The 13,411-nt window shown below is 71.4% G+C and carries 15 protein-coding genes; 6 read left to right on the forward strand and 9 right to left on the reverse strand.

Annotated elements, in window-relative coordinates; genetic code table 11:
• Positions 1-7: 7 nt before the first annotated feature.
• Complete coding sequence (locus KRR39_RS18055; protein ID WP_216938854.1) at positions 8-748, forward strand: GntR family transcriptional regulator; 741 nt, start codon at positions 8-10, stop codon at positions 746-748.
• 128 nt (positions 749-876) lie between these two features.
• Positions 877-1,134, forward strand: coding sequence for a hypothetical protein (locus KRR39_RS18060; RefSeq protein ID WP_216938855.1), 258 nt, complete (start codon positions 877-879; stop codon positions 1,132-1,134).
• Between the two features lie 50 nt (positions 1,135-1,184).
• On the opposite strand, the gene KRR39_RS18065 is transcribed toward KRR39_RS18060, so the two are convergent.
• On the reverse strand, positions 1,185-2,111 hold the full coding sequence (locus KRR39_RS18065) for a ketopantoate reductase family protein (RefSeq protein WP_216938856.1): 927 nt from the start codon (positions 2,109-2,111) through the stop codon (positions 1,185-1,187).
• Positions 2,112-2,272: 161 nt separating this feature from the next.
• Between KRR39_RS18065 and KRR39_RS18070 the strand changes: the two genes are divergently transcribed.
• Complete coding sequence (locus tag KRR39_RS18070; RefSeq protein WP_216938857.1) at positions 2,273-2,569, forward strand: DUF4193 domain-containing protein; 297 nt, start codon at positions 2,273-2,275, stop codon at positions 2,567-2,569.
• A 31-nt stretch (positions 2,570-2,600) separates the two neighbouring features.
• On the opposite strand, the gene KRR39_RS18075 is transcribed toward KRR39_RS18070, so the two are convergent.
• A complete protein-coding gene (locus KRR39_RS18075; protein WP_216938858.1) occupies positions 2,601-2,780 on the reverse strand; it encodes a hypothetical protein in 180 nt (59 codons plus the stop codon).
• A gap of 132 nt (positions 2,781-2,912) precedes the next feature.
• On the opposite strand from KRR39_RS18075, the gene KRR39_RS18080 reads away from it, so the two are divergent.
• Positions 2,913-3,377 carry a DUF8821 family protein gene (locus tag KRR39_RS18080; protein WP_216938859.1) on the forward strand — a complete coding sequence of 155 codons (465 nt, stop codon included), beginning with the start codon at positions 2,913-2,915 and terminating at the stop codon, positions 3,375-3,377.
• Here KRR39_RS18080 and KRR39_RS18085 read toward each other — a convergent pair.
• Complete coding sequence (locus KRR39_RS18085; RefSeq protein WP_216938860.1) at positions 3,361-3,780, reverse strand: SRPBCC family protein; 420 nt, start codon at positions 3,778-3,780, stop codon at positions 3,361-3,363. The two genes, KRR39_RS18080 and KRR39_RS18085, sit on opposite strands and share 17 nt — an antisense overlap.
• 173 nt (positions 3,781-3,953) lie before the next feature.
• Between KRR39_RS18085 and KRR39_RS18090 the strand changes: the two genes are divergently transcribed.
• The gene (locus KRR39_RS18090) at positions 3,954-4,490 is read left to right on the forward strand and encodes a gluconokinase (protein ID WP_254185240.1); all 537 of its coding nucleotides are present in this window, start codon (positions 3,954-3,956) and stop codon (positions 4,488-4,490) included.
• Positions 4,487-6,070: a GntP family permease gene (locus tag KRR39_RS18095; protein WP_216938862.1), complete on the forward strand. Its 1,584-nt coding sequence runs from the start codon at positions 4,487-4,489 to the stop codon at positions 6,068-6,070. The genes KRR39_RS18090 and KRR39_RS18095 overlap by 4 nt, the downstream gene beginning before the upstream one ends.
• A gap of 29 nt (positions 6,071-6,099) precedes the next feature.
• On the opposite strand, the gene KRR39_RS18100 is transcribed toward KRR39_RS18095, so the two are convergent.
• From KRR39_RS18100 to KRR39_RS18125, 6 genes are all read right to left on the reverse strand, one after another.
• Entirely contained in the window at positions 6,100-7,107 is a 1,008-nt protein-coding gene (locus tag KRR39_RS18100) for a sugar phosphate isomerase/epimerase family protein (protein WP_216938863.1), read from the reverse strand.
• Positions 7,108-7,132: 25 nt separating this feature from the next.
• Entirely contained in the window at positions 7,133-8,299 is a 1,167-nt protein-coding gene (xylA, locus tag KRR39_RS18105; RefSeq protein WP_216938864.1) for a xylose isomerase, read from the reverse strand.
• Between the two features lie 33 nt (positions 8,300-8,332).
• Complete coding sequence (locus tag KRR39_RS18110) at positions 8,333-9,541, reverse strand: Gfo/Idh/MocA family protein (RefSeq protein ID WP_216938865.1); 1,209 nt, start codon at positions 9,539-9,541, stop codon at positions 8,333-8,335.
• 89 nt (positions 9,542-9,630) lie between these two features.
• On the reverse strand, positions 9,631-10,683 hold the full coding sequence (locus KRR39_RS18115) for a substrate-binding domain-containing protein (protein ID WP_216938866.1): 1,053 nt from the start codon (positions 10,681-10,683) through the stop codon (positions 9,631-9,633).
• An 82-nt stretch (positions 10,684-10,765) separates the two neighbouring features.
• Positions 10,766-11,860: an ABC transporter permease gene (locus tag KRR39_RS18120; RefSeq protein ID WP_216938867.1), complete on the reverse strand. Its 1,095-nt coding sequence runs from the start codon at positions 11,858-11,860 to the stop codon at positions 10,766-10,768.
• Positions 11,857-13,410, reverse strand: a complete 1,554-nt coding sequence (locus KRR39_RS18125; protein ID WP_254185241.1) for a sugar ABC transporter ATP-binding protein — start codon at positions 13,408-13,410, stop codon at positions 11,857-11,859. The genes KRR39_RS18120 and KRR39_RS18125 overlap by 4 nt, the downstream gene beginning before the upstream one ends.
• Position 13,411 lies beyond the last annotated feature (1 nt).

Here is a 13,411-nt window from a genome sequence, read left to right on the forward strand (position 1 = left end):
CCGTGCCATGAGCGCTCTCCAGGTCAAGGTGATGATCGACCGGCAGTCCCCCGTGCCGCTGTACCACCAGCTTGCCGAGCAGTTCAGCAACGCGATCACCGTCGGTCAGCTGCAGCCGGGCGACGCGTTCGAGAACGAGATCGCGGTCGCGGAGCGCCTCCAGGTCTCCCGGCCCACGGTTCGCCGGGCCATCCAGGAGCTCGTCGACCAGGGCCTGCTGCTGCGCCGCCGCGGGCTCGGCACGACGGTCGCGAACAGCAAGGTGCACCGGAAGTTCGAGCTCACGAGCCTGTACGACGACCTGGCGCGGGACAAGCGCCATCCGCGCACCACCGTCCTCGACCACGCGATCCGGACCAACGAGCGGGCCGCGTCCGCGCTCGACCTGGGCGCGGACGTGCCGCTCCTGCACCTCGTCCGGGTCCGTTACGCGGGCGACACCCCGCTGGCCCTGATGACGAACTGGCTGCCGCCGGGCCTGAGCGACCTGACCCGTGAGGACCTCGAGGACCAGGGGCTCTACGCCTGCCTGCGCGACCGCGGGGTGAAGCCGGTCGTCGCCCAGCAGAACATCGGCGCCCGCATGCCGACCACGCTCGAGCGCCGGCACCTCGAGATCCGTGGCTCGCAGCCGGTGCTCACGATGACCCGGATGGCCTTCGACGCGTCCGGCAAGGCCGTCGAGTTCGGCGACCACAGCTACCGCGCCTCGGACTACACGATCGACCTGATGGTCGACGAACGCTGACCCGTCCGTCGGCCCCGCGACCCGCGGAACCGGGAGCCGGATGGCGGCCTCCCGGTCACCCGGGAGGCACCGTAAAATCACCTTCGCACGCCAGCCACAGCGGCTGGTCTCGGTGGGAAGGCATGGACATGGGCGACCAGGAGCAGCTGCAGGAGCTGCACGACGCCTATGTGTGGGAGGTCAACGCGGCGGTCGGCGAGGGTCGTCCCGACCTGGTCTCGAGGCTGGCCGACGACTACGTCGACCGGGCCCTGGAGCTCCTGACCGCGGGAGCGCCCACCCCGTGCGGACGAGGAGACTGCGCCATCTGCCGGCAGCCCCGCCCGGCGCACGGCCGGCCGCGTCGCCGCGGGTGGCGCCCCGTCGGGCGGCGCAGAGGGCGCTGAGCCGTCCCTGCAGGTCCCGGCGGGGGCGAACCCTGGCCTCAGCCGCTGCCTCATCGCTGCGCGCGTGCGGCCCACGGTTGGAGGACGCCGTACACAGCCCTGCTCGTGGGCACGTCGACGCTCCGGAGGCCGCCCCGTCGGACGACCTCGCCCAGCAGGCTGTCCAGCTCCATCCGACGCCCGTGGACCAGGTCGTGGTAGAGCGACGAGGTGCCGCCCGGCTCGAGCGCGTCGGCGAAGCCGAGCGTCCTGTCGGGCAGGTCAGCGGGCAGCTCGACCCCCTCTGCCGCCGCCACCGCACACACCTCGGCGGCGAGGTCGCGGAACAGCGCGCGACCGGCGGGCTGCGACCGGATCTCACCGATGGGCAGCCGTACGGCGGCCGTCACTCCCGCCTGGGCGCAGATGAACGCGAACTTGGACCACAACGCCGCCCGGATGTCCGGCGACTCGTCGGCCGTGACGTCGGCCGCGCGGAACGTCTCCACCAGCGACGCGACCCGCTGGCTGCCGCCGCCGCTCCACTCGCCGACCACCAGGCTGGCCGGGCCACCGGTGTGGTCGACGACACCCGGTTCCGCAAGGGTGGCGAAGATGTAGGCGGCACCACCGACCACCCGGTGGTTCCCGAGTGCGGCCGCGAGGCGCTCCTCGTTGTCCACGCCGTTCTGCAGCGAGACCACGGCGCTCCGGTCGCCCAGCACCGGCCGGAGCATCGACGCGACCCGGTCCGTGTCGTAGGACTTCACGGTGACCAGCACGTAGTCGGCCACTCCGCCGGCCGCGGGGTCCTCGGTCGCCCGGACCGGCACCTCGAAGTCACCCCGGATGCTGCGGACGTGCAACCCGCCGGCCTTCAGCGCCTCGAGGTGGGCGCCGCGCGCGACGAAGGTGACGTCGACACCGGACTGGACCAGCCGTCCGCCGAAGTACCCGCCCACCCCACCGGCACCGACCACCGTGACCTTCACGTCCACCCACGATGCTCGGCGCCGAGCAGCACGTCAACGTCGTGACGGCCCGCCCGAGCGCCGGGACCGAGCCCCGGAAGGGTGCTCCCCGGTCCAAACGCCGAACTAGTCGTAGGCCGCCACACCCGCGGGGCTAGCATTCGCCCTCCGCCCCGAGAGGAATCCATATGGCTACCGACTACGACGCTTCCCGCAAGTCAGAGGACGAACAGAAGGAGGAGAGCCTGGAGGCCCGTCGCCTCACCTCGGGTGACCAGGACAAGACGTCGGGGAAGGTGGACGAGGACGAGTCCGACCTCGCCGACACCTTCGAGCTTCCCGGCGCTGACCTGTCCCACGAGACCTTCACCGTCGAGGTGACGCCGAGGCAGGCCGACGAGTTCACCTGCTCAGCCTGCTTCCTCGTCCAGCACGTGTCCCGTCGGTCCGCCCCGGCCGTCGACCTGTGCAGCGACTGCGCCTGAGGGCGGGGGACGCCGCCGCCCGGGTGGGTCGTCAGCGGTCGATCATCTTCTGCACGGCTGCCGGGTAGCGGTCTCCCTGGACCTGCACGCTGGTTGAGGCGTCGTCCAGCTCGGCGAGGTCGTCGGGGGTGAGGCCCAGGCCCGCCGACCCCAGGTTCTCGTCGAGGCGCTCGAACTGCCCGGTGACCCCGGGCTCACCCTCATCACCCACACGGTCGAGCCCGCCTCCCCGAAGACTCCCTGAGGACCAGCTGAGCCGGAGCACCGGGACCCGGAAGGGCCAGGCGATCCGCCGCCGCCCCCGCTAGCGTGGGGTCGACAACCCCAGATCCGGGAGGTGCCCATGCCGTACGTCGTCGACTTCGTGGACGTGTCCACGGTCGGGTTGGAATCGTCACCGGTCGCGGAGGCGCTTGCCGGGCTGAGGGCGAACGAGGCTCGCTACTTCAAGAACAAGTACGACCACACCTTCACCGTCGAACCGGCCGACGACGCGACGGACGTCGTCGACTGGGTGCACCGCATCCTCAAGGAGGAGCGCGACATCGTCCCCGCGGCCCGACCGCTCGAGGCGACGGCCTTCGAGGTCGACGGGATCCGGATGGCCTACGTCTTCTACGAGTCCGGCTTGTCGATCAACGTGATGTACGCCGTCGCGGAGTCGGGAAAGCGCGCTGTGGGGTTCAAGCTCTCCGAGGGCATGGAGGTCCCCGAGGAGCTCGCCTCGCGTTTCAAGTTCGCGCGGCAGAAGTCGAAGCTGGCCGGCACGATCCGCGGGTCCTACTTCGTCATCAAGGGCGCGTACTGAGTCGGGTGAAGGTCTCGGCCTCGGTCTCGACCATGCCCCGGGACTTGCGCCCGAGGAGCAGCTCGACGACCCGGGACAGAGGTCCGGACCACTCCAGCCGCAGGTCCAGCCGCGATCCGGCGCCGTCGTCGTGCACGGTGTGCACGCCCGTGCTCCGCACCCCCGGACCGGTGGACACCCAGGTGAAGGACCGCGCCTGCGGCTGCCACTCGGTCACCTCCCAGACCGCCTTGGGCAGGCCGGGCTGACGGACCTCGAACCTGGATCCGACCCCGGTCGGCCCACCTCCGAGCGACCGCACCGAGTCGACGGTCGGGAGGCGGTCGCCCCAGCGCTCGACGTCGCTGACGACCGACCACAGCCGGTCAGCCGTCGCGGCGGACCGGGCGCTCGCACGGATCATGGGGCCATGATGCTCGCCCTGGTGGGGGCGGGACCAGCGTCGCCGTAGGCTCCGCCGGCCCGAAGGCCGACGGTCGACGCCTGCATCACGTGACCGAGGGTCGCGGGATCGGCGGGACGCGAGTACGGTCACGTGTCATGAATCGGGCGCCTCGAGCGCAGATAGTCGTGGTCATGGGTGTTTCGGGCGTCGGCAAGACGACTGTGGCCAAGGGCCTGTCGACGGTCCTCGGCTGGACGTACGCGGAGGGCGACGCGTTCCACTCCGAGGCCAACGTCGCGAAGATGGCCGCCGGGACGCCGCTGACCGACGAGGACCGCTGGCCGTGGCTGCGCAGCATCGGCGAGTGGATGTCGGCTGAGATCGCGGCGGGTCGCTCCGCGGTGGTGACCTGCTCGGCGTTGCGCCGGGTCTACCGCGAGCTCGTGCGCGCGGGCCGTCCCGAGGTCGTCTTCTGCCACCTCGTCGCCGACCCAGGACTGATCGGCGACCGGATGGAGCGGCGCGCCGACCACTACATGCCCGCGTCCCTGCTGCCCAGCCAGCTGGCCACGCTCGAGCCGCTCGAGCCCGACGAGCCCGGCGTCGAGGTGTCCGTCGACGGCGAGGCAGCCCAGGTCATCGCCCGGGCGCTGGCGGCACTGGACCTGCAACCACCCGGGACGAGAACGCCCCGGGACACGCGAACCCGCGAAGGGAACACCAGATGAGCGCCCTGCTGAGTGCCACGGCGGCCGTCCGGCCGCGCCTGCTGTCGCTCGTCGAGGACCCGCCGACGCTGACCCACGCCGGCAACACCCAGATCGTGCTCGCCGCCGTGCTGGGCATCGCCGCGGTGGTGGTGCTGATCGTGTGGGTGAAGATGCACCCGTTCCTGGCTCTGATGCTGGGCACCGCGGTGATGGGGATCGTCGCCGGTGTGGCTCCGCTCGACATCATCACGAGCTTCACCACCGGGTTCGGCGGGACTGTCGGTGCCGTGGGACTGCTGATCGGTCTCGGCGCGATGCTGGGCGCGCTGCTCGCCGACTCCGGGGGCGCGGACACCATCGTGGACACCATCATCGGCAAGGTCGGCAAGCGAGGGCTGCCCTGGGCGATGGCGTTGATCGCGGCCATCCTCGGGCTCCCGCTGTTCTTCGAGGTCGGCGTGGTGCTGCTGGTCCCGGTGGTGATCCTCGTGGCCCGCCGCACCGACGTCCCGTTGATGCGGGTCGGCATCCCCGCCCTGGCCGGCCTGTCCATCCTGCACGGCCTGGTCCCGCCGCACCCCGGCCCCCTGGTGGCCATCGACGCCCTCGGCGCCGACCTGGGGCTGACCCTGCTCTTCGGGCTGATCGTCGCCGTGCCGACGCTGGTGCTGTGCGGTCCGCTGCTGGCCAGGTTCGTCGAGCAGTGGGTGCCCCTCCACGCCAGCGACGAGGCAGTGGCCCGGGTCACCGGCGGGCACCTCGGCGTCAGTGCCGGGGCCACCGCCCGAGGCTCCGCTGCGGGCCCGTCGGACGGGACCTCCACGGAGGTGGCGGGGGGCGCACCCGCGCGCGCCGGCGCCGCGGGAGGGTTCGCCGATGCTCCGGCGGGCACCGGCGGGGACCGTGCCCCCGCACCTGACCGCGTACGTCGCCGCCCGTCGTTCGCCTTCGCGGTCATCTCGATCACCCTGCCGGTGATCCTGATGCTGGTCCGGGCGATCGCCGAGCTCACCATGAAGGAGGGCACGCAGCCGCGCACCTTCCTGGAGTTCATCGGCACACCCGCGGTCGCGCTGCTGCTGGCCGTCCTGCTCTCCATGTTCCTCCTCGGCTACAGCACCGGCATGACCCGGGAAGGTGTGGAGAAGGCGATGGGGTCCGGCCTGCCGGGCATCGCGGGCATCCTGCTCATCGTCGCGGCCGGCGGAGGCTTCAAGCAGATGCTCGTCGACGCCGGCGTCGGCGGCGTGATCGCCGACTGGGCCCAAGGGTCGGGGATCTCGACCCTCCTCCTCGGCTGGCTGGTCGCCGTCGGCGTCCGCCTCGCGACCGGATCGGCCACCGTCGCCACCATCACCGCCGCCGGCATCGTCAGCGGGATCGCTGCGGACCTGCCGACCAACGAAGTCTCCCTGCTGGTGCTCGCGATCGGCTGCGGGTCACTGTTCTTCAGCCACGTCAACGACGCGGGATTCTGGCTGGTCAAGGAGTACTTCGGGCTCACGGTCGGGCAGACCATCAAGTCCTGGTCGGTGATGGAGACGGCCATCTCGGTCGTCGGCATCATCTGCGTCCTGCTGCTCAACCTCGTCGTCTGACCCTCCGTCCCGCCGGAGGTCGGCCGGAGTCAGTCGGTGGTCGCGAACGCCGAGTCGAAGGCCGCGTCGGGCGGGTCGAAGGCCAGCGAGCGCACGAAGTCGAGCGCCTCGGGCGCCCCGCGGAGCCGGTCCATGCCGGCGTCCTCCCACTCCACCGAGAGGGGGCCGGTGTAGCCGATCGTGTTGAGCATCCGGAAGCAGCGCTCCCACGGCACGTCCCCGTGACCGGTCGAGACGAAGTCCCAGCCGCGGCGTGGGTCGGCCCACGCCAGGTGCGACCCGAGTCGGCCGTTGCGGCCGTTGCCGACCTGGAGCTTCGTGTCCTTGCAGTCCACGTGGTAGATCCGGTCCCGGAAGTCCCACAGGAACGACACGGGGTCGAGGTCCTGCCAGACGAAGTGGGACGGGTCCCAGTTGAGCCCGAAGGCCTCCCGGTGGCCGACGGCCTCGAGCGCCCGCACGGTCGTCCAGTAGTCGTAGGCGATCTCCGAGGGGTGCACCTCGTGGGCGAAGCGCACCCCCTCGGCGTCGTACACGTCGAGGATCGGGTTCCACCGGGCGGCGAAGTCGTCGTAGCCGGCGTCCACCATCGCCTGGGTGGCCGGCGGGAACATCGCGACGTACTTCCAGATGGAGGATCCGGTGAAGCCGATCACGGTGTCGACGCCCAGCCGCCGCGCGGCCCGCGCGGTCATCTTCATCTCCTCGGCGGCCCGCTGCCGCACGCCTTCGGCGTCGCCGTCGCCCCAGATCCGGCTCGGCAGGATCTCGCGGTGCCGCTCGTCGATCGGGTCGTCGCACACCGCCTGTCCCTTGAGGTGGTTGGAGATCGCCCACACCTTCAGGTCGTACTTCGCGAGCACCTCGCGCTTGCTCGCGAGGTAGGCGTCGTCCTCCACGGCGGCCCAGACGTCGAGGTGGTCGCCCCAGCAGGCGATCTCGAGCCCGTCGTACCCCCAGCCGGAGGCCAGGCGGCAGACCTCCTCGAAGGGCAGGTCGGCCCACTGTCCGGTGAACAGGGTGATCGGTCGCGTCATCGTCGGTTCCTTCCGGTCCGGGTGCTCAGCGGGCGCCGAGCAGGTGTTCCATGGCGAGCTGGTCGAGCGCCTCGAACGCCAGGCCCTGCTCGGCGAGGGCGGCGACGTCGTGCCGCTCGGCCCGCAGCTCCTCGATGGTCTCGCCGTCGGCCAGCGTGGGCACGCCGAGATCGCCGACCCTGGCGGCCTGCAGGGCCTCGTGCACCGCAGGGTCGGCCCGGAACGCCCGGGTCCGCTCCCGGAGCATCAGGTAGTTGCGCATGCAGGCCTCGGCGGTGACCCAGACCCCCTCGTCGTCCTCGGTCCGGGCCGGCTTGTAGTCGAAGTGCCGGTAGCCGTCGTACGCCGCGCCGCCCGGGCCGCCCTCGAGGACGTCGACCGTCCAGAAGGCACCGCGGAGGTTGCCGGCGCCGAAGCGGAGGTCCTGGTCGAAGCGGGGACCGTGCTGGCCGTTGAGGTCCACGTGGAAGAGCTTGCCGTGCCAGAGCGCCTGGGCGATGCCGTGCGCGAAGTTCAGCCCGGCCATCTCCTCGTGACCCACCTCGGGGTTGAGGCCGACCCGGTCGGGCTCGTCGAGCTCGGAGATGAACGCGAGGGCGTGCCCGATGGTCGGGAGCAGGATGTCCCCGCGCGGCTCGTTGGGCTTGGGCTCCAGGGCGAAGCGCAGGTCATAGCCCTGGTCGCGCACGTAGGCGCAGAGCAGGTCGAGCGCCTCCTTGTAGCGGGCCAGCGCCGACTGGACGTCCTTGCTGCCACCGGACTCCGAGCCCTCGCGGCCGCCCCAGAGCACGTAGGTGCGGGCGCCGAGCTCGGCGGCGAGGTCGATGTTGCGCAGCACCTTGGCCAACGCCAGGCGGCGCACCCGGCGGTCGTTGGCGGTGAACCCCCCGTCCTTGAAGACGGCGTGCCCGAACAGGTTGGTGGTCGCCATCTCGACGACCAGGCCGGTGTCGGCGATCGCCTTCGCGAACCGGTCGAGGGTCAGCTGCCGCGTGCTGTCGTCGGGCACGAGGTCGTCGTCGTGGAAGCTCAGGGCCGCGGCCCCGATCCCGGCGAGCCGCTCCACCGCGTAGACGGGATCCATCGGTGGCCGCACCGGCCCGCCGAAGACGTCGACCCCCTGCCACCCGACCGTCCACAGGCCGAACGAGAAGCGGTCATCGGGGGTGGGGACGGGCAGTGCTGCTGACATCGGGACTCCTCGTGGTGCGGTGTGGGACGGGGGTCAGGCGGCGGGGACGGGGGCGGCGGTCGGCTCCCAGGCGCCCAGCTCGGCACTTCGCTGCACGGCGGCCAGGACGCACTGGACCTGCAGCCCGTCACGGAAGGACGGGAGCGGCTGGTCACCGCGGCCGAGCGCCGTGACCAGGTCGACGACCTGGTGGGTGAAGCCGTGCTCGTAGCCGAGGCCGTGGCCGGGCGGCCACCAGCTCCCGACGTAGGGGTGCCCGGGCTCGGTGACCAGGATCCGGCGGAAGCCGGCGGTCTCGGCGGGCTCGTCGGCGTCGTAGAGCTCCAGGACGTTCATGTCCTCGAAGTCGAACGCCAGGCTGCCCCGGGACCCGTTGATCTCCAGCCGGATGGCGTTCTTGCGCCCCGTGGCGAACCGGGTCGCCTCGAAGACACCGACCGCCCCGCCGGTGAAGCGGGCCAGGAAGGTCGCGGCGTCGTCGACGGTCACCTGGCCGGTCCCGAGGCTCGAGCCGCGTCCGGTGTCGCCACCCAGGTGCGTCGCAGACGAGCCGTCGGACAGGGGGCGCTCCCGGACGAAGGTCTCGAGCATCCCGTTGACCGTGACGATGCGCTCGCCGGTGATGTGCTGGGCCAGGTCGACGATGTGGGCCCCGATGTCGCCCAGGGCGCCCGAGCCGGCCTTGTCCTTGTCGAGCCGCCAGGTCATCGGCGACTGCGGGTCGGTCAACCAGTCCTGGAGGTACTGCGCGCGGACGTGCCGGATGTCGCCGATCCGGCCCTGCTCGACCAGCTGCCGGGCCAGGGCGACGGCGGGCACCCGGCGGTAGGTGAAGCCGACCATGGCACGCACGCCGTCGCCGGCGGCGAGGTCCGCGGCGTCCGCCATCGCCTGCGCCTCGGCCACCGAGTTGGCGAGCGGCTTCTCGCAGAGCACGTGCTTGCCGGCCCGGAGAGCCGCGATCGCGATCTCTGCGTGGGTGTCCCCCGGGGTGCAGACGTCGACCAGGTCGATGTCGCTGCGTGAGACCAGCCGGGTCCAGTCGGTCTCCGTGGACTCCCAGCCGAGCCGGCGGGCGGCCTCGGTCACCCGGCCCGGGTCCCGTCCGCACAGCGCCCGGAGGCGCGGGTGCAGCGGGAGGTCGAAGAAGTGCGGTGCCGTGCGCCAGGCCTGGGAGTGAGCGGCGCCCATGAAGGCGTACCCGACCAGGCCGATGCCGAGGTCCGGGACGATCGGGTGCATGGGGGGGTCCTCGGATTTCTGGAGGGAGGGGAGGAGGGCGGCGGTGGAACCGGGCCGGCCGGGACGTGCGGCCCCGGCCGGCCACCAGCTCAGGACTCGAAGCCGAGCGCCATGTAGTCGTCCACGTTGTCCTTGGTGACGACGGGCGCGTTCAGCACGATCCGCTTCGGGACCTCGACCTGGACCAGGTCGGAGAGGCCCTTGTTCTGGGCGATCAGCCGGGCCAGGCGGATGCCGTCGGCCGCCTGGGTCGGCGGGTAGATCACGGTCGCGGCCATCGAGCCGTCCTTGATCCAGCGCATCGCGTTGGCCGAGCCGGCACCACCGATGAAGGCGAACTCGTGACGGTCCGCGTTGTCGAAGGCCGCCTTGACGCCGACGCCCTGGTCGTCGTCGTGGTTCCAGATGACGTCGATCTTGGGAGCCGCCTGGAGCAGGTTGGAGGCGGCCTTCTCCCCGGACTCCACGGTGAACTCGGCGGCGACCCGGTTGTCGACGTTCTGACCGCAGGCCTTGAGCGCGTCCTTGAAGCCCTTCGACCGGTCCTGGGTCAGCGGCAGCGAGTCGATGCCGGCGATCTCCGCGATCACGGCGTCGTCGAGGCCCTTGTCCTTGACCACCTTGCAGGCGTACGTGCCGGCCGAGACGCCCATGCCGTAGTTGTCGCCCAGGACGGTGGTCCGCGCCGCGAACGGCGAGGAGAACTCGCGGTCGACGTTGATGACCGGGATGCCGGCCTCCATCGCCTTGGTGGCCACGTCGGTCAGTGCCGCCCCGTCGGTCGGCAGCAGCACGATCGCGTCGACCTTGTCGTTGATGAAGGTCTCGATCTGGCTGATCTGCAGGCTGGCGTCGTTGGTGCCCTCGGCAGCCTTCAGCTCGACGTCGTCGTACTTCTTCGCCTCGGCCAGCGCCGAGCTGTTGATGGCGGCGAGCCACCCGTGGTCGGCGGCAGGACCGGAGAACCCGATGACGACCTTCTTGCCCGGGTCGTCGTTGGCGGACACGGCCTTGCTGTCGGTGCCGCCCGACGAGCTGTCGGTCTCCGGCGTGTTGCTGGTGCAGCCGGCGACGACCAGCAGGGCGGCGAGCGCACCTCCGGTGACCAGGCGGAGCCGGCGGTGCGGGTGGGGACGAGACATGTTCTGCTCCTTGGTTGCCGGGAACACGCGTTCCTGGGTTCTTGACGTCCGAGACAGAGGCGGTTCTGGTGGTGCGGGTGGGCTAGGTGCCGCTGTTGCTGCGCGTCGCGAGCCGCTGCTGGAGCAGGACCGCGGCGACGATGATGAGTCCCTTGGCGACCGACTGGGCCGAGCTGGACAGGTTGTTCTGGGTGAAGACGTTGGAGAGCGTGGTGAAGATCAGCACGCCGAGCACGGTGCCGACGATGGTGCCGCGGCCGCCCGACAGGAGGGTGCCGCCGATGACGACGGCGGCGATGGCGTCGAGCTCGTAGAGCGTGCCGTGGGTCGAGGACCCGGTCGTCGTACGAGCCACGATCATCACCGCGGCGATCCCGCAGCACAGGCCGACGATCGCGTAGAGCGCGACCGTGTGCCGGCGTACGTCGATGCCGGCGAGCCGGGCCGCCTCGGGGTTCCCGCCCACCGCGAAGGTGCGACGGCCGAAGGTGGTCCGGTTCAGGACGACCCAGCCGACCGCCGCGACGACGGCGAAGATGATGACCAGCAGGGGCACCCCGAGCGCCGAGTGACGGAAGAAGTCGCTGAAGCCGGGGACGTCGACGATCTGGGTGCGGCGCTGGGCGATGATCTCCGCGAGCCCGCGGGCGGCGGCGAGCATCGCGAGGGTGGCGATGAACGGCACGACCTTCCCGTAGGCGATCAGCAGACCGTTGACCAGGCCGCAGACCGTGCCCACCACCACCGCGGCCAGCACGATGATCGACCAGTGGTAGTCGCGCGCCATCGCCTGCGTGGCCAGCGTCGTCGACCACACCGAGGCGAGCGCGACGATCGCACCGACGGACAGGTCGATCCCGCCCCCGGTGATCACGAACGTCATGCCCACCGACACGACGCCGATCACGGCGGCGAGCCGCAGGATCGTCAGCGCGTTGTCGATGCTGGCGAACTCCTGGCCGGCCGTGGCGATCCCGACCAGGCAGAGGAGGAAGAGCGCCACGACGAGACCGAGGTTGCGGCCCACGGAGGAGCTCATCAGACCCCCGAGCACACCGCGCGACCTCTCGCGGCCGCTGCCCGACAGCGACTCCTGGACGACCTGGTCCCGCGCCGCGACCGGATGGCTCGTGGCGGCCGCGCCCGTGGGGCGAGCCGTCTCCTGTTCCGGGTTCATGCGGCACTTCCTTCCATGACCAGGTCGAGGACCCGGTGCTCGTCGATCTCGTCGGCCGGTCCCTCGTGCACGACCAGCCCTTCCCTGATCACCAGGACCCGGTCGGCGAGACCCAGGACCTCTTCCATCTCGCTGGAGACCACCACGACCGCGACCCCGCGCTCGGACAGCGACCGGATGAGTGCGTAGATCTCGCTGCGCGCGCCGATGTCGACGCCGCGGGTCGGCTCGTCGAGCAGCAGCACCCGGCAGTCCCGCATCAGCCACCGCGCCAGCACGACCTTCTGCTGGTTGCCACCGGACAGCGTCCTGACCGGCCGGGTGACCCCGGGCGGGCGCACGTCGAGCGCCTTCGTCAGCTCCAGGGCGGAGGAGCGCTCGGCCGACCCGTCGAGGAAGCCGGCCCGCGCGAAGCGCCCGAGGCTGGAGACCGTGATGTTCTGGTAGATCGCCTGGTCCAGGAGCAGGCCCTGGCTCTTGCGCTCCTCGGGTGCCAGACCGATGCCCGCTCGGACTGCGGCGGAGACCGACCCGCCGCGCAGGCGCTTGCCGTTCACGGCGACCGTCCCGCTCGTCGGCTTCCGAGCGCCGTACACGGACTCGAGGATCTCGGAGCGACCCGAGCCGACGAGGCCGGCCAGCCCGACGATCTCTCCGGCCCGCACCGAGAAGGAGACGTCGGCGAACGACTTGGCGAGGCTGAGGCCGGTGACCTCGAGGACGGTCGGAGCAGCGGCGTCCAGCGTGGCCCGCGGCGGGAAGACGTACTCGATGTCGCGGCCGGTCATCAGCCGGATCAGGTCGGAGGTGGGGGTGTCTCGCGCCCGGAGGTCGGTGGCGACGGTGCGACCGTCCTTGAGCACCGTGACCCGGTCGCCCACCTGCCGGATCTCCTCGAGCCGGTGGGAGATGTAGACGACCGCGACCCCCTGGTCGGTGAGGTCGCGGATCACCCGGAACAGCGACTGCACCTCCTGCTGGTCGAGGGCCGCCGACGGCTCGTCCATGACGATCAGCCGGGTGTCGTGCGACAGCGCGCGGGCCATGCTGACGATCTGTTGCCCGGACGCCGGCAGGGTCCCGACCTCGCGGTCGACGCGGATCTCCTCGTGACCCAGACGGGCGAGCAGGGCCCGGGCCGCGCGACGGGTGTCGCCCCGGCGGAGCAGCCCGCCACGGGACTTCTCGTGGCCGAGGAAGATGTTCTCGGCGACGCTCAGCCCCGCGACCAGGTCGAGCTCCTGGTAGATCGTGGAGATGCCCAGCGAGATCGCGGTGTCCGGGGTGCTCAGGGCGACGGCCTCGCCTCGCCACTCGATCTCGCCCTCGTCCGGACGGTGGGCGCCGGCCAGCACCTTGATGAGCGTGGACTTCCCCGCGCCGTTCTGTCCCAGCAGGCAGTGCACCTCACCGGGCCGCACCAGCAGGTCGACTCCGTCGAGCGCCCGGACGCCGGGGAAGGTCTTCACGATCCCGCGCATCTGCAGCAGGGGCGCGGCGCTGTCGAGCGACGGTGCCCCGGACGGGCTGCTGGTCAGGTCGCTGTCCACC

The sequence above is a fragment of the Nocardioides panacis genome (genome assembly GCF_019039255.1).
Classification (GTDB): Bacteria; Actinomycetota; Actinomycetes; order Propionibacteriales; family Nocardioidaceae; genus Nocardioides_B; species Nocardioides_B panacis.